We start from the raw sequence: 26848 nt of genomic DNA, 5'->3' as shown, positions 1-26848 counted from the left end.
AACAGGCAGGGCCGGAGCGAATGCTCCGGCCCTGCCTGTGCTCTTTATTCCAGGTGGCGGACGATGTCCTGGGTCAGGCGGGCGGTCATACCCCAGACGGCGTGGCCCTGCCAATACCAGATGGGGACCTCCACCCGGCCCCGGGCCCAGCGGTAGTCCGCAGGAATCCCCACGGTCTCATAGGGAAAGTCCCCCGGCACGTCCGGCTGCAGGGCATAGACATACTGCTCCGGAGCGGTCTCCCGAAAAAAAGCCAGGGGGACGGTGAATGCCTCTCCCACCTCCGCAGGGGAGGGCGCCACCGCCGCAAAACCGGCGGCCGAGACCAGTCCCAGCACCGGCTGCATCAGAAAGCCCGCCTGATTGCAGATGAAGTCCGGCCTGCCCAGGACCTCCACCTCCTGACGGGGGATGGCCAGTTCCTCCTCCGTCTCCCGGAGGGCGCACTGCTCCGGCGTCTCCCCCGCCTCCATCCGGCCCCCGGGGAAACACACCTCCCCGGGCTGGCGGTGCAGGGCGGCGGAGCGGACCTCGAAGAGCAGGTGCAGGCCGTCCGGCCGCTCCACCAGGGGACAGAGGACGGCATAGCTGTGCCGGGCGCCCAGAAGCCCCGGCACATGGTCTGCGTACCGGCGACGCAGATGTTCCAAGTCTCTCATAACAGCATCCTCAGCGCCCGCTGTCGATTGACAATGTCCACCACCGGCACGCTGGGGGCATACTCTCCGTCCAGGGACCAGGGCAGCTCCTCCTCTGTCTCCAGCCGGAGGGAGGAGACGTGGCGGAACACCAGGCCCTGGCTGTCATACTGCTGGTTCAGCAGCGCCAGCACCAGATTCTGCAGATCCGCGGCTGTCTTGGGGCTGGGGACCAGCAGCATCTCGAATTTCCCGTCATCCAGCACCACCCGCTCCGGGTCCAGCTTCATCAGCCCGCCGATGGAGGTGGAGTTGCACACGGCGCCGAACAGGTAGTCCCCGTCCAGCACCTCTCCGTCAGCGGTGAGGCGGATGTGATAGGGGCGGAGGGTGTTCAGGTCCTTCATCCCCTCCAGAATATAGGCAAAGTGGCCCAGGGCGTTCTTGGCCGCCTGAGAGGCGGCATAGGAACTGCGGGTGAAGGCGCCGAAGGAGGCCACATAGATGAAGCTCCGCTCATTCCACCGGCCGATGTCCAGTTCCCGCATGCGGTTCTGTACAATGTTTTTCGCGGCGGACGCCGGGGTCCGTGGAATCTGGAGGCTGGAGGCGAAGTCGTTGGTGGTTCCCTGGGGGAGATAGCCCAGGGGCGGCGGGGCATCCAGCCGCATCAGGCCGGAGATCACCTCGTTGAGGGTGCCGTCTCCTCCGGCTGCCACCACCAGATCGTATCCGGCGCCCTCCCGGGCGGCGGTATCGGCCGCGTCTCCTGGGGCGGAGGTCTCGTGGATCCGGATGAGGTAACCCGCGCCGGAGAGGATGGCCAGCGCGTCAAACAGCGGACCGTGGGGCTTGTTCCGCCCGGCCCGGGGATTGAGAATGAACAGCAGTTTCTTCGTTTTCAAGAGTGACACCTCCTGACTGGGATGGGCGGCCCCATCCAAAGCGATGTAAATTAGTATAGCACGCCGCCCCCGGAAATTCAATTCCGCAGGTGTGACGGATTTGTGAATGTTTCTCCCCCGAACAGGCTGTTTTTTTGCGAAAGCCCTTGCAATCCCCGGGGCGTTCGTGTACAATACACCCTTGCAGGGCAAGCGTTATAAAAATAACATGCCCTGTGAGGCTCCTTTTAAAATTGAATAGAGCCGAACATTTCTGTCAGGGCGGACAGTTTCCGCCCAACACTGACTCGAAATGAGCAGTGATGCAAAGGAGAGAACCATGAAGAAGAGGCTTATGGCGCTCCTTCTTCTGACGGGCCTCCTGAGCGCCGCACTCACCGGTTGCGGAGGCGGCAGCACAGAGCAGGCGTCAGAGGATGGACAGACAGCGGACGGCTCTACCGAGGCGCGGGCCCAGGCGAACGAGATCGTGGTGGGCATCGCGCAGGACCTGGACGAGAGTCTTGACCCTCACCTGGCGGTGGCGGCAGGAACCAAGGAAGTCATGTTCAACGTATTTGAGGGCTTGGTGAAGCCCACGCCTGACGGAGACCTGGTGCCCGCGGTCGCTGACCATTACGAGATCTCTGAGGATCAGACCACATACACCTTTACCCTGCGGGAGGGTGTGCAGTTCCACAACGGGGACCCGGTAGAGATGCGGGATGTCACATATTCCATCGAACGCTGCGCCGACGATTCGGAGGGAACGCCTCTGATCCCGGCGCTTTCTGCTATTTCCAGCATCCAGGCTGATGACACCACGCTGACCATTACCCTGGATCAGCCGGACAGCGAGTTTTTATCCTATCTGACTCTGGCCATCCTGCCGGAGGACTATACGGACCAGGCCACCGCCCCGGTGGGCACGGGGCCTTTCAAATTCGTCTCCCGGACAGCCCAGGACTCCATCGTTCTGGAGCGGTTTGACGGCTACTGGGGCACCCCGGCCCAGCTGGACAAGGTGACCTTCCGGATCATTGAGAACGCGGACAGCCTGGTAATGAGCCTGCAGAGCGGAGCCATCGACATGTTCGCCCACCTGACCAGCACCCAGGCCGCCCAGCTGGGGGATGACTTCCAGGTGCTGGAAGGCACGATGAATCTGGTGCAGGCGCTGTATCTGAACAACGCCGCGGAGCCTTTCAACAATGAAAAGGTCCGGCAGGCCCTGTGCTACGCCGTGGACAAACAGCAGATCATCGATGTGGCCTTCGACGGGTACGGCAGCCCCATCGGCTCCAGTATGTACCCGGCGTTTCAGAAATATTTTGTGGAGGACCTGACAGACTATTATCCCTATGACCCGGAGCGGGCCAGGGAGCTGCTGGCGGAGGCCGGGTATCCCGACGGGTTCTCCATGACCATCACCGTCCCCTCCAACTATCAGCCCCACATCGACACGGCCACTGTGCTGGTGGAGCAGCTGAAGGCCGTGGGCATCACCGCGGAGATTCAGCCTGTGGAGTGGGGTGCCTGGCTCAGCGAGGTGTACGGAAACCGGCAGTTCCAGTCCACCGTGGTAGGCGTAGACGCCTCCAACATGACTGCCCGGGCGCTGCTGGAGCGGTTCACCTCTGCGGCGGACGACAACTTTATCAACTATCAGAACACGGACTATGACGCCCTGTTCCAGCAGGCCCAGGCCACGGCCGACGACGCAGAGCAGACAGAGCTCTACAAACAGATGGAGCGGAACCTGACGGAACACGCCGCCAATGTCTACATCCAGGACCTGGCGGACCTGGTGGTTCTGCGGAACGGGCTGGAGGGATACCAGTTCTATCCCATCTATGTGATGGACCTGTCCACGGTCCATTACGCCCAGTAAATCCAATGCGCGGCAGGTATGCTGCCGCTGCCCCGGAAGGGAGATGATGCCATGAAGTACGTATGCAAGCGGATTTTGATGCTGCTGGTCACCATGGTCATCGTCTCCCTTCTGGCGTTTGCGGCCTTTGAATTGATCCACGGCAGTGCGGCGGAGATCATGCTGGGCACCCAGGCCACGCCGGAGCGCGTGGCGGAGCTGGAGGCGGAGCTGGGGCTGGACCGCCCCTTCGCGGTGCGGTATCTGGAGTGGCTGGCGGGCTTTTTCACCGGGGACCTGGGGATTTCTTACAGTTATAGCCAGCCGGTGTGGGAGCTGATTGCCCCCAAGGTGGGGATTACCCTGTGCCTGAGCCTTCTCAGCTTCGCGCTGATTGCCGTGGTGTCCATTCCCCTGGGGCTGTGGGCCTCCCGCGGGCACAGCAGGGTGGGAGACGCCGTGGGGACGGTGTTGGACCAGCTGTGCATGGCGGTGCCGCCGTTTTTCACCGGCATCCTGATTTCCTGGCTGTTCAGCATCACCCTCCGCTGGTTTGTCCACGGCCAATTCCCGGATCTGGGTGCGGACCCGACCGGGGCGTTCCGGTATCTGTTTTTCGCGGCTGCGGCCATCGCCATCCCCCGGATCGCCATGACCGTGCGGATGCTCCGCAGCACCATTCAGGGGGAGATGCGGCGGGACTATGTCCGCACCGCCATCTCCCGGGGCAATGACCGGGGGGCGGTCCTGCGGCGCCATGTGCTGCGCAACGCCCTGGTGCCGGTGGTGACCTTCCTGGCCCAGACCATGGCGGAGATCGTGGCGGCTGGCATCGTGGTGGAGCAGGTGTTTGCCATCCCGGGGCTGGGACGGCTGCTGGTGGCCTCCATCTCCAACCGGGACTACCCCGTGGTGCAGGCCATCGTGGTGATCCTGGCCTTCTGGGTGGTGCTGGCAGGCACCGTGGCAGACATTGTCAACCAGCGGATCGACCCCCGCCTGCGGCTGGGAGGTGCGTCATGAAGCGGCGGATGAACGGATACCTGCTGGCCGGGCTGATTGTCACCGGCCTCATGGCGGCGCTGATCCTGGTCGGCCTGGTGTGGACGCCCTACGACCCGGACGCCCTGCTGGCAGGGCCCAAGCTGGAGGGCCCCTCCCTGGCCCACTGGCTGGGGACCGACAGCTTCGGCCGGGACATCTTCAGCCGGGTGCTGCAGGGGGCGGGCACCACCTTCCTGATCGCCCTGAGCACCGTGGCCATCGGCGCGGTGTGCGGCACGGCAGCGGGCGCCCTCACGGGCTATTTCGGCGGCGTGGTGGACGAGGTCCTGATGCGCCTGAATGACGCGCTGACCGCCTTTCCCAGCATCCTGCTGGCCCTGGTTCTCATCAGCATCCTGGGGCCGGGGAATAAATACAACGTGGTGATCGCCCTGGGGATCGTGTTCATCCCCAGCTTTGCCCGGGTGACCCGCACCGCCTTCGCGGCGCTGCGGGACGTGAATTATGTGAAGAGCGCCCGGCTGATGGGGGCCTCCAGCGGCCGCATCCTGGTGCGGCAGATCCTGCCCAACACCACGCAGGTGCTGCTGCCGGCCATCACCATCGGCTTCAACAACGCGGTGCTGGCGGAGGCCTCCATGAGCTATCTGGGCATCGGCGTCACGCCGCCGGACGCCTCCCTGGGCTACATGCTCTCGGAGGCGCAGGGGATGCTGACCAGCGCCCCCTGGTATGCCCTGGGTTCCGGCGGCGCCATCGTGCTGCTGATCTTCGGCGTGGGTCTCATCGGCGAGGGCCTGCAGCGCCGGAACGGGGGGGTGTCCTGATGCTGGAGATCCGAGATCTGCATGTGAAATTCCACACCCGGCAGCGGGAGGCCGTGGTGGGCGTGTCCCTGACCATCCACGACGGGGAGATCCTGGGGCTGGTGGGCGAGTCCGGCTCCGGCAAGTCTGTCACCGCCATGAGCGTGGCGGGACTGCTGCCCCGAAAGCAGTGCGACTTTTCCGGGGAGATCCTGCTGGACGGCGCGGAGCTGCTCCACGCAGACCGCACGCTGCTGCGGCAGGTCCAGGGGAGGGAGATCGGCGTGGTGTTCCAGGAGCCGCAGAGCTGCATGGACCCCCTGATGCGTATCGGCCCCCAGGTGGAGGAGGTGCTGCGTATCCACACAGACCTCTCCCGGGAGGCGCGGCGGGACCAGGCCCTGGCGGCCCTGGCAGCAGTGGAGCTGCCGGACCCGGCGGGCGTGTATCGGAAGTATCCCCACGAGCTCTCCGGCGGGATGCTGCAGCGGGCCATGATCGCCGCGGCCGTCGTGGCACGGCCCAAGCTGCTGCTGCTGGATGAGCCCACCACCGCCCTGGACGTGACCATCCAGGCCCAGATTTTGGAGCTTTTGAAAAAGCTGAACCGGGAGTCCGGCATCTCCATGCTGTTCATCTCCCACAACCTGAACGTGGTGCGGAAGCTCTGCACCCGCACGGCGGTGATGCAGCGGGGCGTGCTGGTGGAGGAGGGGGACATCGAGACGGTGTTCCGCCATCCCCGGCACCCATACACCCAGCGGCTCATCGCCGCCATTCCCACCCGGCACCGGAAGGAGGAGACGCCATGAGCGAACAGGAGCTGGTGCTCTCCGTCCGGCACGTCACCAGCGGATACCGGGACCGCGGGCTCTTCCGCCGCGGCCCCTATCAGGAGGTCCTCCGCGACGTGACCTTTGATGTGCGCCATGGGGAAATCCTGGGTCTGGTGGGCGAGTCCGGCACCGGAAAATCCACCCTGGCCAGGACCATCCTGGGCATTGTGAAGCCCGACCAGGGGCAGGTGATTCACTACACCAAGCGGCCCCAGATGATCTTTCAGGACCCGTACAGCGCGCTGAACCCCGCCTATTCGGTGGAGTGGACCCTGGAGGAGCCGCTGCGGGTCTACGGCAAGTATGACGCCCCGGAGCGCAAGCGCCGGGTGCGGGAGATGCTGGACCGGGTGGGTCTGCCGGAGGAGTGTCTGGCGGCAAAACCGGCGGAACTCTCCGGCGGACAGCGGCAGCGGGTGTCCATTGCTGCAGCGCTGATCCAGCGGCCCCGGTTCCTCATTGCCGACGAGCCGGTGTCCGCCCTGGACGTGACCATCCAGGCCCAGATCCTGGACCTGCTGCGGACGCTGCGGCGGGAGCTGGATCTCAGCTATCTCTTTATCTCCCACGACCTGAATGTGGTGTACCAGCTCTGCGACCGGGTGCTGGTGATGAAAGAAGGCCGCATCGTGGAGCAGGGAACAGTGGATGACATCTTCGACCACCCGAAAGACGACTATACCCGCCAGCTGCTGGCGGCAGCGGAGTGAGCATGACATTTTTCAAGTCCCACCAAAAACTGCACATCTGGCTGCTGGCGGACCTGGTCCTGCTGGCGGCCTTCTGGATCGCCCGGGAGCACCGGGACTGGATGAACGCCCTGGAGCGATTTGTATCCGCCCCGATCCGGAGATCTCTGGGCAGCCTGTGCTATCGGGTCTCCTTCTCTGTGATGGAGGTGCTGTATGTCCTGGCGGCCGTCCTCGCGCTGGCCTATGTGGTATGGAACATCACGGCGGTAGTCAGGGCCAGAGGGCGGCGGAAGCGCCGGGCTTACAGCGCGGTTCTGGGGGCGGTCTGCGCCGGGCTGAGCGTCTGCGCCGCTACCTGCCTGCTGTGGGGGGTGTGCTATTACACGGACACCTTCCAGGACCGGTCCGGCATCCGGGCGGAGGAGGTATCGCTCCCGGATCTGACGGCGGTGACCGCGTGGTTCGCGGAAAATCTGGCGCAGACAGCCGACCAGGTGCCCCGGGATGAGGCGGGGACGTTCAATGCGTCTCTGAACGAGATCTTTGCCGGGAGCACGGACATCTACCAGGGCGCGGAGGACCTGTTCCCCTTCCTGGAATTTGAGGACCGAGCGCCCAAGCGGATGTTCTTCTCCAGGGTCATGAGCGCCATGAACTTCACCGGCGTCTACTTTGCTTTCACCGGGGAGTCCAACATCAACGTGGACGCCCCCGCCTGCCTGATCCCCTCCACCATCGCCCACGAGCTGTCCCACCAGCGGGGCATCGCCTCGGAGCAGGAGTGCAACTTCCTGGCGGTGCTGGCCTCCACCACCAGCGGCGATCCGGTGTACGAATACTCCGGCTGGCTGATGGGGTACATCCACCTGGGCAACGCCCTGTACCAGGCGGATCCGGCGGCCTGGCAGGCCATCCGGGACAGCCTTCCGGACACGGTGCTGGCGGATCTGGCATCTAATAACGCCTACTGGGCATCCTTCGAGGGGGCTGCGGCGGATGCCAGCCAGAAGGTGTACGACACGATTTTGAAGGGCTACGGCCAAGAGGACGGCATCCGCTCCTACGGGACGGTGGTGGACCTGCTGGTGGCCTATTACCGGGACACGGCCCGGACCAACGGATCGGAGGGCTTGACCACATGAACATTCTGGTGACACTGGACCGCAACTATCTCCCGCCCCTGCGGGTGATGCTGGGCTCTCTGCTGCGGAATGATCCTGGCGAGACCTTTGAGATTTACGCCATCGGAGACGGCCTGCTGCCGGAGGACTGGGCGGCACTGGAGGAGCTCTGCGCCGGTCGGGGGCGCATCCACCCGTTGGAGGTGCCGGCGGACCTGTTCGCCGACGCGCCGGTGGCCCGGTACTGGACCCGGGCCATGTACTACCGGCTGCTGGCGGCGGAGCTGCTGCCGCGTTCTCTGGACCGGGTGCTGTATCTGGACCCGGACATTCTGGTAATCAATCCCGTCCGGGCCCTGTATGATACGGACCTGGAGGGAGACCTGATGGCCGCCGCCACCCACACCGGGCTGCTGGCGGGCATCACAGACCCGGTGAACCGGCTGCGGCTGGAGAACTATGAGGCGGAGGCCTACTACAACTCCGGCGTACTAGTGATGGATCTGTCCGCCATGCGGCGGGAGGTCCGGCCGGGTGACATCTTCGACTATGCCCGGGAGCACGCCGACATTCTGCTGCTGCCGGACCAGGACGTGCTCAACGGCCTGTACGGCGGACAGATCCTGGGGGTGGACGACAGCCTGTGGAACTACGACGCCCGGCGGTTTGACCGCTACCTGCTGCTGAGCCAAGGGGAGCGGGACATGGACTGGGTGATGGACCACACGGCCATCCTCCACTTCTGCGGCAAGCGCAAGCCCTGGAACCACAGCTATCAGGGCCGGTTTTCCGCCCTGTACAAGCACTACCAGCGGCTGGTGGAGCGGCGGTGAGGGCGGTACCGATCCACGCGGCTGTCTTCTCGGGTGGCCGAGGGCGGCCGCCCCTACCCGATGGAAAAAACGCCGGGATGGCAGAGAGATCCGTCCTGAAGCAAATCAAACAAGCGGTCCCGGGTTTTACCCGGGACCGCTTTTGCGCATGGTATTTTATTTCATCAGCTCGCACACCAGATCAGTGTAGCCGGAGGGATCCTCCAGGGGCAGACCTGCGATCAGCAGAGCCTGGTCGTACAGCAGCGTGGCGTACTTTTTGGCCTTCTCCGGGTCCGCTGTCACGGCGGCCTCCAGGGCCTGGAAAGCTGGGTGCTCCACATTCAGCTCCAGAATCCGCTCGGCGCGGATGGCGCTGTCCGGCTGGACCGCCTGGAAATACTTCTCCATCTCAAAGCTCAGGCCCTCCCCTGCCGTCAGGCACACGGGATGGGACTTCAGCCGGGCGCTGGCCTTGACCTCCTTCACCTGATCTCCCAGGGTCTCCTTGACGAAGTCGAACACGGCCTTGTGGGCGTCTGCGGCCTCCTCGGCCTTCTTCTCGGCACCCTCCTCGATCTCCTGGTCCAGGACAGAGCGGAACTCCTTGTCCTGGAAGGTGTGAAGGATCTGGGCGCAGAACTCGTCCACCTCCTCCGTGAAGTAGAGGATCTCCGTGCCGGACTCCCGCAGGCCCTCGGTCTGGGGCAGTTTGTCGATCTTCTCCAAGCTCTCGCCGGCCGCGTAGTAGATGAACTTCTGCTCCTCCTTCATCCGGGAGACATACTCCGCCAGGGTGACGGGCTTCTTTTCCGTGGAGGAGTAGAACAGCAGCAGATCCTGCAGCAGGTCCTTGTGGGCGCCGTATTCGCTGACGACGCCGTATTTGATCTGCCGGCCAAAGTTCTTCCAAAATTTCTCGTAGCCCTCCCGGTCGTCCTTCAGCAGCTTACCAAGCTCGCTCTTGATCTTCTTCTCCAGGTTGGCCGCGATGACCTTCAGCTGCCGGTCGTGCTGGAGCAGCTCCCGGGAGATGTTCAGGGACAGGTCGGGAGAGTCCACCACCCCCCGGACGAAGCGGAAGTGCTCCGGCAGCAGGTCGGCGCACTTGTCCATGATGAGGACGCCGTTGGAGTACAGCTGCAGTCCCTTCTCGTACTCCTTGGTGTAGTAGTCGAAGGGCGTGGCACCGGGGATGAACAGCAGCGCCTTGTAGGTGACGGCGCCCTCGGCGGACACGGCGATGACCTTTTGGGGGTCGGCGTAGTCGTGGAACTTGTCCCGATAGAACTTGTTGTACTCCTCCGGCTTCACGCTGGACTTGCGCCGCTGCCAGATGGGCACCATGGAGTTCAGCGTCTCCTCTTCCTGATACGTCTCGTACTCCGGCTTGTCGTCGGGGCTGCCCTCCTTCCGGCGGGTCTTGGAGACCTCCATTCGGATGGGGAAGCGGATGTAGTCGGAATACTTCCGCACCAGCTCCTGGAGCCGCCAGGACTCCAGGAACTCACTGTACTTCTCATCATCGGTGTCCGGCTTGATGTGCATGATGATGTCCGTGCCCACGGCATCCCGCTCGCATTCGGTGATGGTGTAGCCGTCGGCGCCGGAGGACTGCCACATCCAGGCGGCGTCGGCGCCGTACTTCCTCGTCACCACGGTGATGTGGTCCGCCACCATAAAGGCGGAGTAGAAGCCCACGCCGAACTGGCCGATCACGTCGGTGTCCTTGGCGTCGTCCCCCACCTCCTGCTTGAACTTGTAGGAGCCGGAGGAGGCGATGACGCCCAGGTTGTTCTCCAGGTCCTCCTTGTCCATGCCGATGCCGTTGTCGGAGACGGTCAGAGTCCGGTGTTCCTTGTCCACCTTGATCTCGATCTTGAAGTCCTTGCGGCTCATGCCCACGGCGTCATCCGTCAGGGCCTGGTAGCACAGCTTGTCACAGGCGTCGCTGGCATTGGAGATGATCTCCCGGAGAAAGATCTCCTTGTGGGTGTAGATGGAGTTGACCATCAGGTCCAGCAGCCGCTTGGACTCCGCCTTGAATTGCCGTTTTGCCATGATATTGCACTTCCTTTGGTGTTTTTTCTCAACAGAAATCAGTATAGCACTTTGAACAAAACAAATAAATGACCAATTTGTAAATTCCGCCCGCAAACGGTTGTGCGGCGGTGGGTTTGCGTGTAAAATAATGACAGAATCACACCCTGCGGCAGGAGCCGCCGGAAAAGGAGTCCTTATCTATGGGAGTCTTTCAAAAAATCGGGAACGCACTGGCCCGGCTCATGTACGGACGCAACGGCGTGGACCAGTTGAGCCTGGCCATTGTGGTGGGAAGTCTGGTTCTGGACCTCGTCTCCATGTTTGTGGCCCCCCATCATCTGTGGCTGGGGAATGCGCTGTACCTGGTGTCCATCGCCGCTTGGGCCTTCGCCCTGTTCCGCATCTTCTCCCGGAATCTCACCAAGCGCCGGAGCGAAAACCAGCGGTGGGTGAACTGGATGTGGCGGATGAAGAGCAGCCGCCAGAATGCCAAGGCCCGCCATGCGGACAAGGCCCACAAATACTTCACCTGCAAGAACTGTAAAACCATCTGCCGGGTGCCGGTGGGCAAGGGGAAAATCGTCATCACCTGCCCCAAGTGCGGCGCCCAGATTCATGCCAGGACGTAAGGGGCGGCGGAGATGGCTGAAAGAGAAGCCCCGGGAGCGCCGGCGTTCCGCTTTGCCGCGCCAGCAGACAGCGCCGCCCTGCTGAAGATCTACGGAGAATACCTGGACACTCCCATCACCTTTGAGTGTGCGCTGCCCTCAGAGGCGGAATTTGCCGGACGCATCGCCGCCGTCGGCCGGGAGTATCCCTATCTCGTATGCCTGGAGAAGGGGCGGATCGTGGGCTATGCCTACGCCCACCGCCAGGCGGAGCGGGCCGCCTATCAGTGGAATGCGGAGCTGTCCGTCTATCTGGACCGCTCATGCACCTCCCGGGGGCTGGGAAGGCGGCTGTACGGCGCCCTGATAGACATTCTGCGGCTGCAGGGCATCCGCACGGTCTACGGCTGCGTCACCGTGCCCAATGAAAAGAGTGAGGGGCTCCACCAAGCCCTGGGCTTCCGGCGGCTGGGCACCTACCGCAGCACTGGGTACAAGTGCGGCGCCTGGCGGGATGTGGCCTGGTTTGAAAAGCCCATCGCCCCCTACGATCAAAATCCGGAGCCGATCCGCCCCGTGGGAGACATCCCGGCTGAGGCTCTGGCCGCCATTTTAAAGCGTTATGAAGCGGAGCAGCCCTGAGCGGGACGCAGGAAAAGAGCGGAGCCTTTCGGCTCCGCTCTTTTTGACGATGGGAACTCAGCCCTTGCACACGGGGACGATCCAGCCCTTGGTGTCGGGCAGCTTGCCCCACTGGATGCCGGTGAGGGTGTCGTACAGCTTCTGCGTCAGCTCGCCGATCTTGCCGCCGCTGATGAAGACCTTGTCGCCCTTCCAGTCCAGTTCCTTGACGGGGGAGACGACGGCGGCGGTGCCGGTGCCGAAGACCTCCTCCAGCTTGCCGTCGTGGCCGGCCTTCATGATGTCGGCGATGGCCACGTGCTCCTCGCAGACCTCATAGCCCCAGTCCTTCAGCAGTTCGATGATGGAGCGGCGGGTGACGCCGGGCAGCACTGTACCGGTGCAGGGGGCGGTGTAGATCTTGCCGTCGATCTTGAACATAATGTTCATGGAGCCGACCTCTTCCACATACTTCTTCTCCACGCCGTCCAGCCACAGCACCTGGGCGAAGCCCTGCTGCTCGGCCATCTCGCCGGCCTTGATGGAGGCGGCGTAGTTGCCGCCGCACTTGGTGAAGCCGGTCAGGCCGGGCGCGGCGCGGATGTACTCGTCCTCCACGTAGATGCGGACGGGATCGATGCCCTCGGCATAGTAGGCGCCGGAGGGAGCGCAGATGACGCAGAACGTGTAGTTCCGGCTGGCGTGGACGCCCATGCCCACATCGGTGGCGAATACAAAGGGACGGATATACAGGGAGGCGCCGTCAGAATGGGGCACCCAGTCCTTGTCCACTTCCACCAGGGTCTTCACGGCCTGGACGAAGTCCTCCACAGGGATCTTGGGAATGCACATCCGGTCAGCGGAGTCCTGCATCCGCTGGCCGTTACAGTCGGGGCGGAACAGCTGGATGGTGTTGTCCGCGGTCCGGTAGGCCTTCAGGCCCTCAAAGATCTCCTGCGCGTAGTGGAAAATCACGCAGGCGGGATCCAGGGGGAAGGGCTGATAGGGGACGATGCGGGCGTCATGCCAGCCCTTGTCCGGCGCATAGTCCATGACGAACATGTGGTCGGTGAAAATCTTACCGAAGCCCAGCTTGCTCTCGTCCGCGGGCTTGGCCTTGGGGCTGGTGGTCTTGGTGATTTGAATATCCAGCATATTGATCGCTCCTTAAAAATAGTTTGAAGTTTTGGGGGATAGCAAAAAGACTTTCGCGCACTCCTGCCCTGCACAGGAGAGGCGAAAGTCAAACTTCCGTGGTACCACTCTCGTTGCCGCTGGTCCAGCGGCCGCTCGTCTGCCCCGATAACGGAGGGCATCCGGTGCGGCGTACTGGGAAAGCTCTGTTCCGCCCACTGCTCCCGGGGGAGGCCAGCAAAGCTGCCCCCGCTGCCTCGCACCGTCCGGCAGCTCTCTGAGGGGAGAGATCTTCGCGGCGTGTCCCGTTCCACGCAATATAAAGCCATATTCTTCTATGATATCTTTTATACGCTGATACACAGCCAAAGTCAACTGTTAAAATGCACAGAAAGCGCAGGGCCCGCCAAAGAGAGAGGGCCGGTGAGCAAACTCGCCGGCCCTCTGAAACAAATCACTGCACGCAGGCCATGCCGCGGCGGAACGCCTCGATGTTCAGGGGGACGAACTTGGCCTTGGCGCCGGTGAACATCTCCTGGATCATCTTCTCGATGGTCTCCGCCTTCAGCACCTTGGTGCCGGCCACATAGGCGCCCAGCATCACCATGTTACTGACCTTGGGGTTGCCCACCTCGTCGGCGATCTGGGAGCAGGGGATGTAGTAGGCCGTCAGGTCCGTGCGGGAGACTTTATCCGTCACCACGTCGCTGTTGACGAATACCATGCCGCCGGGGACGACGCCCTCCTCGAACTTGACCAGGGAGGGCTCATTCAGGGCGATGAGCTCGGTGGGATGGGCGAACACGGGAGATCCCACGGGCTTGTCGGAGAGCACCACAGAGCAGTTGGCGGTGCCGCCACGCATCTCGGGGCCGTAGGAAGGAGCCCAGGTAACGTTCAGGCCCTCAGCCATGCCGGCCTCTGCCAGATTCTTGCCGATGGCTAGGCCGCCCTGGCCGCCGAAGCCGGAAATGACGATCTCTTTTTTCATCTCATTTCACCTCCGCGCCTTCCGGGGCCGTCTCCTTGATGACACCCAGAGGATAGTAGGGGACCATGTTGTCCTTCAGCCACTGATTGGCCTTCAGCGGCGTCATGCCCCAGTTGGTGGGGCAGGTGGACAGCACCTCGATAAAGGTGAAGCCCTCGCCGTTCATCTGCTTCTGGAATGCCTTCTTGATGGCCTTCTTGGCCTTGTTGATGTTGGCGATATCCGTGACGCAGACCCGCTCGGCATAGGCGCAGCCGTCCAGGGTGGAGAGCATCTCCGCCATGCGGATGGGCATACCGGCCTGCTCCCGGGTGCGGCCCTCCTGGCAGGTAGTGGCCTTCTGGCCGATCAGAGTGGTGGGGGCCATCTGACCGCCGGTCATGCCGTAGATGGCATTGTTGACAAAGATGGTCGTGAACTTCTCGCCCCGCATGGCGGCGTGGACGATCTCCGCCGCGCCGATGGAGGCCAAGTCACCGTCGCCCTGGTAGGTGAACACCGCCTGATGGGGATGGGTGCGCTTGATGCCGGTAGCTACGGCAGGCGCCCGGCCGTGGGCGGCCTCCTGCATGTCGCAGTTGAAATACTTGTACGCGAAGACGGAGCAGCCCACGGGGCACACGCCGATGGCGTCATCCAGCAGACCCAGCTCCACCAGCGACTCTGCCACCAGCTTGTGGATGATGCCGTGGTGGCAGCCGGGGCAGTAGTGGAACTCCACGTCCGTCAGGCCCCGGGATTTCTCATATACGATCGCCATGTCACTTGCCCTCCTTCAAGGCCTTCTTGGCCGCTTCTACCATCTCTTCCACGGTGGGCATCACGCCGCCGGCGTGGCCCAGGTAATGGATGGGCTTTCTGCCCTCCACGGACAGACGGACATCGTCGATCATCTGGCCGGTGGAGCTCATCTCCACATCCAAAAATGCCTTCACGTGGTCGGCCTTGGAGAGCTTGCGCAGGGCCTCCTCCGGGAAGGGCCACAGGGTAATGGGACGGAACAGGCCCACCTTCAGCCCCTCGGCGCGCAGCGTCTCAAGGGCGGTGAGGGCGATCCGGGCAGGGGTGCCGTAGGCGGTGATGACGATCTCGGCGTCCTCGCACTCCGTCTCGGACCAGCGGACCTCGTTCTTCTCCATCAGGGCGTATTTCTCCGCCAGATGGTCGTTGTGACGGTCGCACTCCTCCGGATCCATGTACAGGGAGTTGATGATGTTGTTGTGGTCCCGGTCCTTACGGCCGGTGGTGGCCCAGTCCTTGGGGGGCAGGTCCCGCTTGGGGACAGGACGCCACTCGATGGGCTCCATCATCTGGCCAATCAGGCCGTCCATAACCACCATGACGGGGTTGCGGTACTGGTCGGCAATGTCAAATGCCTCCTGGACGAAGTCCACCGCCTCCTGCACATTGGAGGGGGAGAGGACCAGCGTCCGGTAATCGCCGTTGCCGCCGCCGCGGGTGGCCTGATAGTAATCGCCCTGGCCGGGCTGAATGGTGCCCAGGCCCGGACCGCCGCGCATGCAGTTGACGATGACGCAGGGCAGCTCGGCGCCGGCGATGTATGTAATGCCCTCCTGTTTCAGGCTGATGCCGGGGGAGGAGGAAGAGGTCATGGCCCGCATGCCGGCGCCGGCGGCGCCGTACACCATGTTGATGGCCGCAACCTCAGACTCAGACTGCAGGAACACGCCGCCCGCCTTGGGCAGATGGGCGGACATATACTCCGGGACCTCGCTCTGAGGCGTGATGGGATAGCCGAAGAAGCAGTCGCAGCCGGCGCGGATGGCGGCCTCGGCGATGGCTTCATTTCCTTTCCAAAGTTCTTTTTCCACGGTCGATGACCTCCTTCTCAGAATTTTTCCACAGTGATGATGGAGTCCGGGCAGATCTTCGCGCAGCTGGCGCATGCAATGCACTGGCTGATGTCCGTCACATGGGCGGGGTGATACCCCTTCCGGTTGATGACGGCCTGATCGATGGCGACGATGTGCTTCGGGCACACAGTGGTGCACAGCTCACAGCCCTTGCACCGGTCAGAGTTGAAGGTTACCTTTGCTGTCATGGTTGCAGGATGCCTCCTTTTTTCCTGCCGCGGAGTCAGCGCTCCCACGGCTTTTTCATATTGATGGCAATGGGGAACACGGGTTCCCCCAGGTCTGACAAGGATTCTAAGAACCGCCGCTCCGCCGTGTGGCAGAGGATCGGGATTCCGGTCTGCCGGGAAACCTCTTGTGCCAGGGCGGCGCCCTTGCGGATTTCGGCCGGCGTGGTCTCGCCGCACAGATGGGTGTTGTTCACCAGGCCCGAGCAGGTGAGGCCGGTGACGGCCTCAATGGAGCGGAGGTAGGCGGCGGCGCTCTCCGCATCCCGCACCTCCGGCCGGTTGGCGTTGAGGACGAAGATCAGCTGGTAATCCTCCTGTACGATCTTGGGCTGAAACCGGGCCAGCACCCGGGCGCCCACCGGATCGCCGCCGATATCCAGGATGCCCCGGATCTCCCGGTTCTCCAGAATGGTCAGCAGCTCCGCCGGCAGGGCGGGGACATCCGCGTCCGAACAGGCCTGGGAGGAGGAAATCACCCGCACACCGGCTTTTTCCAGGAGGGGCCGCCGCTCCCGAGAGCGGAAATAGGGGTTGACGATATCCAGATCCGCCAGCATTACCTGTTCCCCCTCAGCGGCCAGCGCCAGGGCCAGATTGACGGAGACCTCCGTCTTTCCGGTGCCGTAGTGGCCGGTGAGGATCGAGACGCGGTGGGAAAACATGTCCTTGGCCGTCACAAGCGGTTCACCTCATTTTTTCACAAAATAGTTGTATTATTTTTTCATTTGTTGTATGATGTCATTGTACTCTAAAAGAGATATGATGTCAAGGACATTTCCGTACTGGCCGGAAAATCCAGTGGAGAAATGCCTGACCTCACCACGGATGATGGAGGGATGCGCATGGGTGAGGGACGGAAAGTCAAATTGTCGGAGCGGACGGCCGACCGGCTGTGCGAGCTAATCATGGACGAACGGCAGTTCACGCCGGGGAGCAAGCTCCCGAATGAAAACGAACTCAGTGAGGCGCTGCACGTCAGCCGCACCACGCTCCGGGAGGCCATCTCCTTTCTGGTGGCCCAGGGCGTGTTGGAGATCCGCCGGGGCAAGGGCACGTTTGTCACGGAGGATCTGCCCGCCAGCGCGGTGGATCTGACGGCGCTGTCCAACCTGCGGTCCCGGGTCCGGGCCAGGGACCTGTTTGAAATGCGGCTGATCTTTGAGCCCGCCACCGTGGCGCTGGCCTGTCAGCGTGCCACAGACGAAGAACTGGCGCAGATCCGCCAGAAAGCGGAGCGGATGGAGCGCATCGCAAAGGCGGGCGGAGACTGGCCCCTGGCGGACCAGGAGTTCCACATGGCCATCATCAAGGCCTCCCACAACGAATATATGCGGCGGCTGTACCCGATCATCAACGGCGCGGTGAACGAGATCCTGCAGGTCTCCGTAAATCGGGCGCACATGCAGAGCATCGCCATCGCGGACAACTACATGATTCTGGACTTTCTGATGCAGCGGGACGAGGCTGGCGCCCGCCACGCCATGAGCATTCACATCCGGCACCTGCTGAACACCCTGAAGGGGTGAGAAGCCAGGACTTAAAAAGCCCCCCGGCAGAGGCCGGGGGGCTTTTTGCTGTAGGAGGGCGCAGAATCTTCTGTCCCATGGCCTGCCGCTGTCACGGGCGCTTCCGCCACTTCAGCAGCAGAGAGGAGTTGACAATCACCAGCACGGACCCGGCGTTGTGGACCAGGGCGCCCACCACCGGGTTCAGGATACCGGTGATAGCCAGGGCGATGGCGATGAAGTTCAAGGTCATGGAGAAGGCCAGATTGCTCTTGATGGTGCGCATCATCCGCTTGGAGAGTGCCAGCAGATGGGGCAGCTCCCGGATGTCGTCGTTTACCAGGGCGATGTCCGCGGCGTCCACAGCGATGTCGCTGCCCACGCCGCCCATGGCAATGCCCACATGGGCCCGCTTCAGGGCTGGAGCGTCGTTGATGCCGTCCCCCACCATGCAGACCAGATGGCCGCTCTGCTGGCTGCGGTCGATCCAGGTTAGCTTATCCTCCGGCAGGCACTCCGCCTGGAAGGTGCCGATGCCCAGCTCTCCGGCAATATGCCGGGCGGCCCTCTCGTGGTCGCCGGTGAGCAGCACCGGGGTCACGCCGGTGGCCCGGACATCCCGGATGGTCCCGGCGGCGTCCGGCCGCAGGGTGTCTGCCAGGGCCAGAAAGCCCGCCGGGCGGCCGTCTACCGCCACATAGATGACGGTGCAGCCCTGCTCCAGGGCAGGGACGGCAGCCTGGGACAAGGATTCCCAGGGGACATGTTCCTCTGTCAGCAGCTCCCGGTTACCGGCGACGAGGTGATGACCCGCCACAGTGGCAGAAACACCCCGGCCGGGGAGCATCTGGAAGTCCGCTGTCTCCGGCGGCGCCGCGACGGTCTCGGCTCGCCAGCCCTGAACAACGGCACGGCCCAACGGGTGCTCGGACCGGAGCTCCGCCCCCGCAGTCCAGGCGTAGAGCGCGTCCCGGGATACGTCCGGCAGCAGGCTCTCCACCAGCTTCACCTGGGGGGTGCCGAGGGTCAGAGTGCCTGTTTTGTCAAAGGTCACCTGGGAGACGGAGGCCAGCCGTTCCAGAGCGTCTCCCTCCCGCACCAGAAAGCTGTGCCTGGTGGCGTTGCCGATGGCGGCCATGATGGCAGTGGGAGTGGCCAGCACCAGGGCACAGGGGCAGAATACCACCAGAATGGTCACCGCTCGGATGGGATCCCGGGTGATGAGGCCCGTCAAGGCGGCGGCGGTCAGGGCCGCCACTACGATCCAGGTGGCCCAGCGGTCTGCCAGCCCCACGATCCTGGCCTTGCCGGCATCGGCGGACTGGACCAGCCGGATCATCCGCTGGATAGAACTGTCCTCCCCCACCTTCGTCGCCCGCATCTCGAAGGCGCCGAACTGGTTCACCGTGCCGCTGGAAACCTCGTCTCCGGGCCCCTTGTCCACAGGCAGGGGCTCGCCGGTCATCACCGCCTGGTTGATGGAGGTCTGTCCGGTGAGAATCTCTCCGTCCACTGGCACGGTCTCGCCCGGCAGCACCCGGAGCACGTCGCCCACAGCCACCTGCTCGGCGGGAATGGCCTCCTCCCGGCCGCCGGTGAGGCGGCGGGCGGTCTGGGGCGTCAGATGCACCAGCTTCTCGATGCCGGCCCGCGCCCGGGCCACCGTGAGATCCTCCAGCAGGGCGCCCAGCTGCATGATGAAGGCCACCTCGCCGGCGGCGAAGTCCTCCCCAATGATGAGGGAGGCAATCAAGGCGATGGACACCAGCACGTCCGCCTTGATGTCAAAGGCTGTCACCAGGCCGATGACTGCCTCCAAGATGATGGGGATACCGCAGAGGACGACAGCTGCCCAGGCGGCGTCAAAGGGCAGCTGCGGCAGCAGGTCGAAGATGCTGACAAGCAGGGCGATGCCGGAGAAGACCAGGCAGGTCACGGCCTTCTTCACGCCGCCCCACTCCAGAAATCGCTCCAGAGTATGGATCAAATGGCTCACATCCTCTCTTTATACCTATGGGGGTATATGTATATTATACCCATAGGGGTATGCCTGTCAAGAAAAAGTGCCGCCGTTTTCAGGCAAAATACCTTGCGGCACACAGATTCTTCCTGTAAAATGACCACAAAACAGGAAGGAGAGAACAGAAATGCGACTACGGCGCTACCGGACAGAAGACCTGCCCATTCTGGCCCGCCTGTTCGGTGAGACGGTTCGGCAGGTGAACTGCCGGGACTACACCCTGCCCCAGGTGGAAGCCTGGGCCGCCGGAGAGGCGGATCTGCTGACACGGGACAGCTGGTTTCAGCGGCTGTACACCCTGGTAGCAGAGGCGGGCGGGCGGATTGTGGGCTACGGCAATGTGGAGGATACCGGTTATCTGGACCACCTGTTCGTCCGGTGGGACTGCCAGGGACAGGGCATCGCCGCAGCCCTGTGTGACGCGCTGGAGGCCCACTGCCGGGAATTGGGGGTGGACGCCGTCACTGTCCACGCCTCCAAGACCGCCCTGCCCTTCTTCCTCGGCCGGGGCTATGCGATAGAGCGGGAACAGCAGGTGCCCTGCCGCGGACAGGTATTGACCAATTACGCTCTGGAGAAAATCCTGTAACATATACAAAGGGGATCGGCTTTTCAGCCGATCCCCTTGCCTTCAACCCATGTTGGAGAACCGCTCCACCGCCTTGGTGAAGCTCTCGATGGTCTTGTCCGCATCCCCGTGCTGGATGCCGTCCCGGACACAGTGCTGGATGTGCCCCTCCAGCACCACCTGCCCGCACTTGTGGAGGGCGGACTTGGCGGCGTTGATCTGGGACAGCACATCCTCACAGGGCACGTCCTCGTCTACCATGCGGTCAATGGCCTGCACCTGGCCGACGATCTTCTTCAGCCGCCGGTGCAGGTTGTCCGCATCCATACATTGTCTCATGCCGACACCTCCCGGATACCCAATGGGGTATGGGCATATTATCCGTCAGAGACCGCCGTTTGTCAAGCGTCCGCGCCGCAGAGAAACCGCAGGGCCTCCACATATCCCTGGAGCCCATGGCCCCGGATGGTGGCCGCGCAGGCGGCCCGGATGTAGGAGACACGGCGGAACTCCTCCCGGCTGTCCGGGTCGGAGACGTGGACCTCCACCGTGGGGATCCCCACCGCCTTCACGGCATCCAGCAGGGCCACACTGGTGTGGGTGTAGGCTGCCGGGTTGATGATGATGCCGTCCACATGGTCGAAGTATGCCTGCTGGATGGCGTCCACCAGGGCCCCCTCGTGGTTGGACTGGAAGAAGGAGACGGACGCGCCCAGCCGGTCCGCCTCCGCCCGGATCAGCGCCTTCAGGTCCTCATAGGTCTCATGGCCGTAGATCTCCGGCTGGCGGATTCCCAGCATGTTCATATTGGGGCCGTTAACTACCAGAATGTGCACAAAAATCCCTCCAGATAGCGGCGGCGGTGTCCTCCACCGTGCCGCTGTTGTCAATCTCCACGTCCCGGAATCGGGCGTACAGGGGCGCCCGCTCCCGCCACATGGCGGCCAGATCCGCCCCCTGGGACAGGGGCCGGCCCTCGGTGGGCAGCAGGCTGAGATCCCGCACCAGCTGATAGATGCGGCCGTTCTGATGGAGGGCCGCGTAGTTTTCCGCCGTCTTGATGATACCGCCGCCGGTGAGGAGGATGACACCTGTGCGCTTCCCAGCCTCCTCCGCGGCGGCCCGCTCCCGGGCCCGGAAGCCGGACTCGCCTTCACGCTGGAAGATCTCCGGGATGGAACAGCCGGCGGTGGTTTCGATCATCTGGTCCAGATCCACGGCCTCCCGGCCGGTGAGGCGGGAGAGCGCCTCCCCCACCGTGGTCTTGCCACTGCCGGGCATACCGATCAGGATGAGATTGGTCATCTCCCGCCGGAGCTGAACCAAAATCCGCTCATTCTCACCGGCGGGAATGGACCTGTTGAAGAACCGCTCCTCTGCCGCCACCGCCTGGGCCACCAACATGGGCAGTCCGTCAGAGCAGGGGATGCTCCGCGCCTCCGCCTGCAGCAGCAGGGCCGTGCGCCGGGGATTGTAGATGACGTCCAGCACCCCCTGACAGACGGGAAATACGGACAGGTCCACGGGAGACTGGCCGTTGCCGGGGTACATGCCCACCGGAGTGGCGTTCACCAGGATCTCCGCGTCAGCGTGGCGAGAGAGGTTGTCATAGTTGTCCGGACCGAAACGGGATACCACCACGACCTCGGCCGCGCCCCCCTGCCGGGCGGCGGTCTGGGCCGTCAGAGACGCCCCGCCGCTGCCCAAAATCACGACTTTTTTCCCTGACAGGGAGATACCCGCCCGGCGGGCCATATAGAGGAAGCCGTCGATGTCCGTATTATAGCCCACCAGCTTGCCGTCTGCACACCGGACGATGGTGTTGACGCTGCCGATGGCCTCCGCCGCCGGGTCGATCTCATCGCACAGGGGCATCACGTCCCGCTTGTAGGGGATGGTGACGTTCAGGCCGCCGATGTCCTTCCGGTGAAGAAAGGGAGCCAGTCCATCCGGCTCCAGCTCGAGAAGGCGGTAGGCGCCGTTGCCCAGGGCGGCATGGATGGGGACGGACCAGCTGTGGCCCAGCTTCCGGCCCAGCAGGCCGTAAATCCGCTCATCCATGGCTCAGACTTCCGCGTAGTTGCCCAAGAACTGGAACTCGGCACAGCTGCGCTCCATCTCCTCCAGCATGGCCAGGACGCTGGGATCCTGGACGGAGGCGTCCAGCTCCAGGAAGAAAACAAACTCAAAGTCACTTCCCGCCACGGGGCAGGACTCCAGCTTCGTCATGTTGATGTCCAGTGCCGCCAGCTTGGAGAGAATTTCATACAGGGCGCCGGGCCGGTTGTCAAAGGCGATAATCAGGTTGATCCGGTTGGCGCCGGCATAGATCACCGGATCCTTGGTGATGCAGATGAACCGGGTGTAGTTGTTGTCGCTGTCCTGGATGCTGTCGTTGAGGCAGGTCAGGCCGTACAACGCCGCGCAGGGGTGGGAGGAGATGGCGGCGGCGTGGCGGTCGCCCTTCTCCGCCACCATCTTGGCGGCCATGGCGGTGTTGTCGCAGGGGATGACACGGACGCCGTTGAGGCTGTTCAGGAACTTGCTGCACTGGCCGATGGCCTGCTCGTGGGAGTAGATCTCCGTGATGTCCTCCATCTTCACGCCGGGCAGCGTCAGCAGCTCGTGCCGGATGCACAGCCGGGTGGACCGGACGATGGAGAGGTTATGGTCCTGCAGCAGCTCGTACACCGCCCGGACGGAGCCGTTGGAGCTGTTCTCGATAGGCAGCACGCCGAACCTGCACAGGCCGGACTCCACAGCGGACACCACAGCCTGGAAGGTCTTCACATACACGATGTTGCCCCGGGGCAGCAGCCGGTCACAGGCCACCTGGGAGTTGGCCCCCTCCACGCCCTGACAGGCCACCAGGCCCGTCTGGGGAAAGACCGAGGTACCGGCCTCCAGAGAGGCGCGGACTTGGGCGGCCACCTTGGTGGGGGCGGAGATCAGCTCTGCCTGCCGGGACCGGGCCAGCTCGAACAGGGTGGAGAACAGGTGGTAGGCATACCGCTCCCGCTCCCCGGATTTCTCCGTCACCTTGGCCAGGATGGCCCGCTCCCGTTCTTTGTTCAAAATGGGCAGATGGTGCGCATTCTTGTAGGCAGCCACCTCGTCGGACAGGTCCATGCGCTGCAGGAACAGGTCCAGCAGCTGCTCGTCCACTGCGTCGATCTTCTCGCGAATCTCAGAAAGTTCCATGATGTCCCTCCAATAATAAATCTAACAGCACGGCGGCAGTAACCGCCTCCACCACCGGGACCGCCCGGTGGGCAATGCAGGGGTCGTGCCGCCCGTGGATCACAAGCTCCGCATTCTCTCCGGCGGACAGGCTGACCGTCCGCTGGGGCTGGGCGATAGACGGTGTGGGCTTCATGGCCGTCCGCAGGACGATGGGCATTCCGCTGGTGATGCCCCCCAGAATGCCGCCCGCGTGGTTGGTCTCTGTCTGCACCCGGCCGTCCTCCATCACAAAGGGGTCGTTGTTTTCGGACCCCCGGGACCGGGCGGCGGCGAAGCCGTCCCCAAACTCCACGCCCTTCACGGCGGGAATGCCGAAGAGGGCGGCGGCCAGCCGGTTTTCCACGCCGCCGAACATGGGCTCCCCCAGTCCGGCGGGAAGGCCCGTGGCGGCACACTCAACGACGCCTCCCACAGAATCCAGATTTTTCCGGGCCTCCAGAATCAGCGCCTGCATCCGCTCCCCCGCCTGGTCGTCCAGCACCGGGAATGGCTTGGCAGCCACGGCGTCAAACAGCTCCTTCGTGGGCTGCAGGGGGAATAATGCATCCGCCACCGTCCCCACGGACTGGAGGTGGGCCCCTACGTATACGCCCCGGCGGGAGAGAATCTGCTTGGCGATGCCGCCGGCGATACACAGGGGCGCCGTCAGCCGGCCGGAGAAGTGGCCGCCGCCCCGCATGTCCGCCTGCCCGCCCCACTTGACAAATGCAGTGTAGTCTGCGTGGCCGGGCCGGGGCTTGTCCCGCAGGGCGTCATAGTCCGATGAGTGCTGGTCTCCATTTTCGATGACCGCGCACAGAGGGGCTCCACAGGTGACGCCGTTTTCCAGGCCGGAGAGGAACACCGGCGCGTCGGCCTCCCTCCGGGCGGTGGAAAGGGGGCTCTTCCCCGGCTTCCGCCGGGCCAGGAAGGCGTTCAGCTCCTCCAGGTGGATGGCCTCCCCGGCGGGCAGGCCATCCACCACCACGCCGATGGCCCTTCCATGGGATTGGCCGAAGACAGAGATTTTCAGGAGACTGCCGAATTCAGAGGACATGGATATCACCTCCCAGGTTCTTGTACACCTCCCAGAAATCCGGGTAGGACTTCTGCACGCATTGGGCCCCCAGCACCGTGACGGGGCCGGTACAGGCAGTGGCGGCGATGGCGGCCGCCATGGCGATCCGGTGGTCGTTGGCGCAGTCCACCATGCCGCCGGTGAGCGTCCCGCCGTGGACTGTCAGAAAGTCCGGCCCCTCCTCCGCCCGTCCGCCCAGGGCGGTCAGCAGGGCGGCGGTGGTGGAAAGCCGGTCGCTCTCCTTCATCCGCAGCCGGGCAGCGTTCACGAACCGGGTGGTACCGGAGCGGGCCGCCGCCATCACCGCCAGAGGCGGCAGCAGGTCGGGGCATCCGGAGACATCGATCTCCGTGTCCCCGGGCCGGGCCAGCCGCCAGTAGAGTTCGCTGACTGCCTTGTCCCCCTGTGCAGAGTCGGGATTCAGGCCCCGGATGTCCACACGGCTGTCCAAGAAATCGGCGGCGTACCAGAACCCCGCCTGGGACCAGTCCGCCTCCGCCGTGGCCTCAAAGGGCTGGTAGGTCTGGCCGCCAGGGACGAAGAGCGTGTTTTCGTCCAGCCACCGGCTGGTGACACCGGCAGCGGCCTGAGCCTGCCGGGTCATCTCCAGGTAGTCCCGGCTCTCCAGGGGCGTGGTGGACACCAGGGTAGAGTCTCCCTCCAGCAGGGGCATGACGAACAGCAGCCCTGTGAAGAACTGGCTGGATACGTTGCCGGGCAGGCGGTATGTCCCCGGGTCCAGGGCCAGGGTACCGTATCCCCGACCGCCGTTTACGGTGAGGACGTTGTCCGCCAGCTTCCAGGCGATGCCCTTCTCCCGGAACAGGTCCTCGTAGGGCTTCAGCGGGCGCTCCATCAGCCGGCCTCGGCCGGTGAAGGACGCCTCTCCCTGTATCAGCAGGCCCACGGGGATCAGGAAGCGCAGGGTAGAGCCCGATTCCCCGCAGTCCAGCAGGGCATAGGGAGGTGCGATGACGATGCCGTTTCCCAGTCCGTGGACCCGGAGGGTGCCATCCGGCAGATCCTCCATCCCGGCACACATGGCAGACAGGCACCGGCGGGTGGCCCGGATGTCCTGGGAGTCCGCCAGGCCGTGGATGATGCTGATCCCGCCGCTGAGAGCAGCGGCGATCAGCAATCGGTGGGCCTGGGACTTGCTGGAGGGCGGCGTCACGACACCGGAGAGTTTTTTCGGGGTGATTTGAAGGTCCATTTACGCCTCCAGTCCTGCCCGGATGATGGGTAGCAGGTCCGCTACCGGGACCTTCCGCAGCTCGCAATGGCCGATCTTCCGGGGGACCACCAGGGTGATATCCCCACCGGCGCGCTTCTTGTCGGAAAGGGCTGCCTCCGCCAGGGCTTCAGCAGAGTAGTCTGTCCCGGTGGGCAGGCCATTTTTAGAAAGGCAGGCGGTGATTCGCGCCGCCAGGGACTCCTCCGTCCAGCCCAGGGCCTCCGCAGCCCGGGCGATGACGGCCAGCCCCGCCGCCACGGCGTGGCCATGGGGGATAACATAGCCGCTGCACTTCTCGATGGCGTGGCCCACAGTATGGCCCAGGTTCAAAAGCTTCCGCTCCCCCTGCTCCTTCTCGTCCCGCTCCACCACGCCGGCCTTGTAGGCGACGCACCGGGCGATGACCTCGCCGGGGTCGGCGGTGAGGGTGCCGTCCTCAAACAGGGCGAACAGGGCTTCGTCAGAGAGCACGCCGGTCTTGACGGCCTCGGCGGCCCCGTCGGCAAACACGTCGGGGGGCAGGGTCTTCAGGCAGTCCGTGTCGCAGATCACGGCGGCAGGCTGGCAGAAGGCCCCGGCCAGGTTCTTCCCGGCGGTCAGGTCCACGGCGGTCTTACCCCCCACGGAGGAGTCCACCGCCGCCAGCAGGGTGGTGGGCAGCTGGACATACCGGATGCCCCGGAGGTACACGGCGGCAGCAAAGCCCGCCATGTCCCCAGTGACGCCGCCGCCCAGGGCGGCCACGCAGTCCGTGCGGGTCAGATGCTCCGACGCCAGGAACTCCAGCAGCTCTGTCAGGGTGGAGAGATTCTTGCGCCCCTCCCCGGAGGGGAAGATATGGGAGCAGACGGCAAAGCCCGCGTCCTCCAGAGCGGCGGTGACGGTGTCCAGGTACAGGGAGGCCACGGTGTCGTCGGCCAGAACGGCGATCCTCCGCTGTCCCAGCAGCGCGGCCAGATAGTCCCCGCACCGGCCAAGCAGGCCGCTGCCAATGCGCACATCATAGGGCGGCCGGACCCGGACGGGAATGGTTCGGATGGAGTCAAACATCGAAAA

28 protein-coding genes are annotated in these 26848 nt (G+C 63.9%); 11 read left to right on the top strand and 17 right to left on the bottom strand.

What is annotated here, in order from left to right:
* Positions 1 to 44: 44 nt before the first annotated feature.
* Positions 45 to 659: an NUDIX hydrolase gene (locus OCV80_RS13855; RefSeq protein ID WP_025545295.1), complete on the bottom strand. Its 615-nt coding sequence runs from the start codon at positions 657 to 659 to the stop codon at positions 45 to 47.
* Positions 656 to 1552 carry a diacylglycerol/lipid kinase family protein gene (locus OCV80_RS13850; protein ID WP_249390654.1) on the bottom strand — a complete coding sequence of 299 codons (897 nt, stop codon included), beginning with the start codon at positions 1550 to 1552 and terminating at the stop codon, positions 656 to 658. Before OCV80_RS13850 ends, OCV80_RS13855 begins: the two co-directional genes overlap by 4 nt.
* 310 nt (positions 1553 to 1862) lie before the next feature.
* On the opposite strand from OCV80_RS13850, the gene OCV80_RS13845 reads away from it, so the two are divergent.
* The 7 genes from OCV80_RS13845 to OCV80_RS13815 are packed head-to-tail and all read left to right on the top strand — an operon-like array spanning position 1863 to position 8685.
* On the top strand, positions 1863 to 3413 hold the full coding sequence (locus tag OCV80_RS13845; RefSeq protein WP_119310413.1) for an ABC transporter substrate-binding protein: 1551 nt from the start codon (positions 1863 to 1865) through the stop codon (positions 3411 to 3413).
* A gap of 51 nt (positions 3414 to 3464) precedes the next feature.
* The gene (locus OCV80_RS13840) at positions 3465 to 4415 is read left to right on the top strand and encodes an ABC transporter permease (RefSeq protein ID WP_025545294.1); all 951 of its coding nucleotides are present in this window, start codon (positions 3465 to 3467) and stop codon (positions 4413 to 4415) included.
* The gene (locus tag OCV80_RS13835; RefSeq protein ID WP_021748026.1) at positions 4412 to 5224 is read left to right on the top strand and encodes an ABC transporter permease; all 813 of its coding nucleotides are present in this window, start codon (positions 4412 to 4414) and stop codon (positions 5222 to 5224) included. The genes OCV80_RS13840 and OCV80_RS13835 overlap by 4 nt, the downstream gene beginning before the upstream one ends.
* A complete protein-coding gene (locus tag OCV80_RS13830; RefSeq protein WP_267288485.1) occupies positions 5224 to 6015 on the top strand; it encodes an ABC transporter ATP-binding protein in 792 nt (263 codons plus the stop codon). Before OCV80_RS13835 ends, OCV80_RS13830 begins: the two co-directional genes overlap by 1 nt.
* A complete protein-coding gene (locus tag OCV80_RS13825) occupies positions 6012 to 6749 on the top strand; it encodes an ABC transporter ATP-binding protein (RefSeq protein WP_021748024.1) in 738 nt (245 codons plus the stop codon). The genes OCV80_RS13830 and OCV80_RS13825 overlap by 4 nt, the downstream gene beginning before the upstream one ends.
* Positions 6750 to 6751: 2 nt before the next feature.
* A complete protein-coding gene (locus tag OCV80_RS13820) occupies positions 6752 to 7873 on the top strand; it encodes a DUF3810 domain-containing protein (RefSeq protein ID WP_119310412.1) in 1122 nt (373 codons plus the stop codon).
* Positions 7870 to 8685, top strand: a complete 816-nt coding sequence (locus tag OCV80_RS13815; RefSeq protein ID WP_021748022.1) for a glycosyltransferase family 8 protein — start codon at positions 7870 to 7872, stop codon at positions 8683 to 8685. The genes OCV80_RS13820 and OCV80_RS13815 overlap by 4 nt, the downstream gene beginning before the upstream one ends.
* Positions 8686 to 8841: 156 nt before the next feature.
* Here OCV80_RS13815 and htpG read toward each other — a convergent pair whose 3' ends face one another.
* Complete coding sequence (gene htpG / locus OCV80_RS13810) at positions 8842 to 10725, bottom strand: molecular chaperone HtpG (RefSeq protein WP_267288484.1); 1884 nt, start codon at positions 10723 to 10725, stop codon at positions 8842 to 8844.
* A gap of 182 nt (positions 10726 to 10907) precedes the next feature.
* On the opposite strand from htpG, the gene OCV80_RS13805 reads away from it, so the two are divergent.
* Together OCV80_RS13805 and OCV80_RS13800 are read left to right on the top strand one after the other, a co-directional pair.
* A complete protein-coding gene (locus tag OCV80_RS13805) occupies positions 10908 to 11336 on the top strand; it encodes a ribonuclease P Rpr2/Rpp21/SNM1 subunit family protein (protein ID WP_021748020.1) in 429 nt (142 codons plus the stop codon).
* A gap of 12 nt (positions 11337 to 11348) precedes the next feature.
* Positions 11349 to 11957: a GNAT family N-acetyltransferase gene (locus tag OCV80_RS13800; RefSeq protein ID WP_119310410.1), complete on the top strand. Its 609-nt coding sequence runs from the start codon at positions 11349 to 11351 to the stop codon at positions 11955 to 11957.
* Positions 11958 to 12014: 57 nt separating this feature from the next.
* Here OCV80_RS13800 and OCV80_RS13795 read toward each other — a convergent pair whose 3' ends face one another.
* The 6 genes from OCV80_RS13795 to OCV80_RS13770 form a co-directional block, all read right to left on the bottom strand.
* Positions 12015 to 13091, bottom strand: a complete 1077-nt coding sequence (locus OCV80_RS13795) for a branched-chain amino acid aminotransferase (protein WP_021748018.1) — start codon at positions 13089 to 13091, stop codon at positions 12015 to 12017.
* Between the two features lie 433 nt (positions 13092 to 13524).
* Positions 13525 to 14061 (bottom strand): 2-oxoacid:acceptor oxidoreductase family protein, encoded by a 537-nt coding sequence (locus OCV80_RS13790; RefSeq protein WP_021748017.1) that lies wholly within the window; start codon positions 14059 to 14061, stop codon positions 13525 to 13527.
* A 1-nt stretch (position 14062) separates the two neighbouring features.
* On the bottom strand, positions 14063 to 14821 hold the full coding sequence (locus OCV80_RS13785; RefSeq protein ID WP_119310409.1) for a thiamine pyrophosphate-dependent enzyme: 759 nt from the start codon (positions 14819 to 14821) through the stop codon (positions 14063 to 14065).
* 1 nt (position 14822) lies between these two features.
* Positions 14823 to 15893 (bottom strand): 3-methyl-2-oxobutanoate dehydrogenase subunit VorB, encoded by a 1071-nt coding sequence (locus OCV80_RS13780; RefSeq protein WP_021748015.1) that lies wholly within the window; start codon positions 15891 to 15893, stop codon positions 14823 to 14825.
* A 17-nt stretch (positions 15894 to 15910) separates the two neighbouring features.
* Positions 15911 to 16123, bottom strand: coding sequence for a 4Fe-4S dicluster domain-containing protein (locus OCV80_RS13775; protein WP_021748014.1), 213 nt, complete (start codon positions 16121 to 16123; stop codon positions 15911 to 15913).
* A 35-nt stretch (positions 16124 to 16158) separates the two neighbouring features.
* Positions 16159 to 16842: a P-loop NTPase gene (locus OCV80_RS13770; protein WP_021748013.1), complete on the bottom strand. Its 684-nt coding sequence runs from the start codon at positions 16840 to 16842 to the stop codon at positions 16159 to 16161.
* Between the two features lie 165 nt (positions 16843 to 17007).
* On the opposite strand from OCV80_RS13770, the gene OCV80_RS13765 reads away from it, so the two are divergent.
* Complete coding sequence (locus tag OCV80_RS13765; RefSeq protein WP_025544674.1) at positions 17008 to 17691, top strand: FadR/GntR family transcriptional regulator; 684 nt, start codon at positions 17008 to 17010, stop codon at positions 17689 to 17691.
* A gap of 91 nt (positions 17692 to 17782) precedes the next feature.
* Here OCV80_RS13765 and OCV80_RS13760 read toward each other — a convergent pair whose 3' ends face one another.
* Positions 17783 to 19666, bottom strand: coding sequence for a heavy metal translocating P-type ATPase (locus OCV80_RS13760; protein WP_197714234.1), 1884 nt, complete (start codon positions 19664 to 19666; stop codon positions 17783 to 17785).
* A gap of 151 nt (positions 19667 to 19817) precedes the next feature.
* Here OCV80_RS13760 and OCV80_RS13755 point away from each other — a divergent pair, with 151 nt between their 5' ends.
* Entirely contained in the window at positions 19818 to 20279 is a 462-nt protein-coding gene (locus tag OCV80_RS13755) for a GNAT family N-acetyltransferase (RefSeq protein ID WP_025545247.1), read from the top strand.
* 42 nt (positions 20280 to 20321) lie between these two features.
* Here OCV80_RS13755 and OCV80_RS13750 read toward each other — a convergent pair whose 3' ends face one another.
* The 7 genes from OCV80_RS13750 to aroB form a co-directional block, all read right to left on the bottom strand.
* Complete coding sequence (locus OCV80_RS13750; protein ID WP_119310408.1) at positions 20322 to 20597, bottom strand: metal-sensing transcriptional repressor; 276 nt, start codon at positions 20595 to 20597, stop codon at positions 20322 to 20324.
* A 62-nt stretch (positions 20598 to 20659) separates the two neighbouring features.
* On the bottom strand, positions 20660 to 21094 hold the full coding sequence (gene aroQ / locus OCV80_RS13745) for a type II 3-dehydroquinate dehydratase (protein ID WP_025545245.1): 435 nt from the start codon (positions 21092 to 21094) through the stop codon (positions 20660 to 20662).
* Positions 21075 to 22319 (bottom strand): shikimate kinase, encoded by a 1245-nt coding sequence (locus OCV80_RS13740; protein ID WP_267288483.1) that lies wholly within the window; start codon positions 22317 to 22319, stop codon positions 21075 to 21077. Before OCV80_RS13740 ends, aroQ begins: the two co-directional genes overlap by 20 nt.
* Before the next feature lie 3 nt (positions 22320 to 22322).
* Positions 22323 to 23459: a bifunctional chorismate mutase/prephenate dehydratase gene (locus tag OCV80_RS13735; protein WP_267288482.1), complete on the bottom strand. Its 1137-nt coding sequence runs from the start codon at positions 23457 to 23459 to the stop codon at positions 22323 to 22325.
* On the bottom strand, positions 23446 to 24537 hold the full coding sequence (aroC, locus tag OCV80_RS13730) for a chorismate synthase (protein WP_267288481.1): 1092 nt from the start codon (positions 24535 to 24537) through the stop codon (positions 23446 to 23448). Before aroC ends, OCV80_RS13735 begins: the two co-directional genes overlap by 14 nt.
* On the bottom strand, positions 24527 to 25771 hold the full coding sequence (locus OCV80_RS13725) for a 3-phosphoshikimate 1-carboxyvinyltransferase (protein ID WP_267288480.1): 1245 nt from the start codon (positions 25769 to 25771) through the stop codon (positions 24527 to 24529). The genes aroC and OCV80_RS13725 overlap by 11 nt, the downstream gene beginning before the upstream one ends.
* Complete coding sequence (gene aroB / locus OCV80_RS13720) at positions 25772 to 26842, bottom strand: 3-dehydroquinate synthase (protein ID WP_021748002.1); 1071 nt, start codon at positions 26840 to 26842, stop codon at positions 25772 to 25774.
* Between the last annotated feature and the right edge of the window lie 6 nt (positions 26843 to 26848).

The organism is Oscillibacter acetigenes, from assembly GCF_025567605.1.
Lineage (GTDB): Bacteria > Bacillota > Clostridia > Oscillospirales > Oscillospiraceae > Oscillibacter > Oscillibacter welbionis.
This window is presented reverse-complemented; position numbering and strand designations above follow the sequence as displayed.

Bases quoted from the DNA above. Each gene is read 5' to 3' on its own strand.
- OCV80_RS13775 (WP_021748014.1), bottom strand. From the start codon at position 16,123: ATGACAGCAAAGGTAACCTTCAACTCTGACCGGTGCAAGGGCTGTGAG.
- OCV80_RS13815 (WP_021748022.1), top strand. From the start codon at position 7,870: ATGAACATTCTGGTGACACTGGACCGCAACTATCTCCCGCCCCTGCGG.
- OCV80_RS13790 (WP_021748017.1), bottom strand. From the start codon at position 14,061: ATGAAAAAAGAGATCGTCATTTCCGGCTTCGGCGGCCAGGGCGGCCTA.
- htpG (WP_267288484.1), bottom strand. From the start codon at position 10,725: ATGGCAAAACGGCAATTCAAGGCGGAGTCCAAGCGGCTGCTGGACCTG.
- aroC (WP_267288481.1), bottom strand. From the start codon at position 24,537: ATGTCCTCTGAATTCGGCAGTCTCCTGAAAATCTCTGTCTTCGGCCAA.
- OCV80_RS13830 (WP_267288485.1), top strand. From the start codon at position 5,224: ATGCTGGAGATCCGAGATCTGCATGTGAAATTCCACACCCGGCAGCGG.
- OCV80_RS13765 (WP_025544674.1), top strand. From the start codon at position 17,008: ATGGGTGAGGGACGGAAAGTCAAATTGTCGGAGCGGACGGCCGACCGG.
- OCV80_RS13735 (WP_267288482.1), bottom strand. From the start codon at position 23,459: ATGGAACTTTCTGAGATTCGCGAGAAGATCGACGCAGTGGACGAGCAG.
- OCV80_RS13855 (WP_025545295.1), bottom strand. From the start codon at position 659: ATGAGAGACTTGGAACATCTGCGTCGCCGGTACGCAGACCATGTGCCG.
- OCV80_RS13750 (WP_119310408.1), bottom strand. From the start codon at position 20,597: ATGAGACAATGTATGGATGCGGACAACCTGCACCGGCGGCTGAAGAAG.
- OCV80_RS13795 (WP_021748018.1), bottom strand. From the start codon at position 13,091: ATGCTGGATATTCAAATCACCAAGACCACCAGCCCCAAGGCCAAGCCC.
- OCV80_RS13800 (WP_119310410.1), top strand. From the start codon at position 11,349: ATGGCTGAAAGAGAAGCCCCGGGAGCGCCGGCGTTCCGCTTTGCCGCG.
- aroB (WP_021748002.1), bottom strand. From the start codon at position 26,842: ATGTTTGACTCCATCCGAACCATTCCCGTCCGGGTCCGGCCGCCCTAT.
- OCV80_RS13755 (WP_025545247.1), top strand. From the start codon at position 19,818: ATGCGACTACGGCGCTACCGGACAGAAGACCTGCCCATTCTGGCCCGC.
- OCV80_RS13725 (WP_267288480.1), bottom strand. From the start codon at position 25,771: ATGGACCTTCAAATCACCCCGAAAAAACTCTCCGGTGTCGTGACGCCG.
- OCV80_RS13785 (WP_119310409.1), bottom strand. From the start codon at position 14,821: ATGGCGATCGTATATGAGAAATCCCGGGGCCTGACGGACGTGGAGTTC.
- OCV80_RS13820 (WP_119310412.1), top strand. From the start codon at position 6,752: ATGACATTTTTCAAGTCCCACCAAAAACTGCACATCTGGCTGCTGGCG.
- OCV80_RS13835 (WP_021748026.1), top strand. From the start codon at position 4,412: ATGAAGCGGCGGATGAACGGATACCTGCTGGCCGGGCTGATTGTCACC.
- OCV80_RS13805 (WP_021748020.1), top strand. From the start codon at position 10,908: ATGGGAGTCTTTCAAAAAATCGGGAACGCACTGGCCCGGCTCATGTAC.
- OCV80_RS13825 (WP_021748024.1), top strand. From the start codon at position 6,012: ATGAGCGAACAGGAGCTGGTGCTCTCCGTCCGGCACGTCACCAGCGGA.
- OCV80_RS13740 (WP_267288483.1), bottom strand. From the start codon at position 22,319: ATGGATGAGCGGATTTACGGCCTGCTGGGCCGGAAGCTGGGCCACAGC.
- OCV80_RS13840 (WP_025545294.1), top strand. From the start codon at position 3,465: ATGAAGTACGTATGCAAGCGGATTTTGATGCTGCTGGTCACCATGGTC.
- OCV80_RS13845 (WP_119310413.1), top strand. From the start codon at position 1,863: ATGAAGAAGAGGCTTATGGCGCTCCTTCTTCTGACGGGCCTCCTGAGC.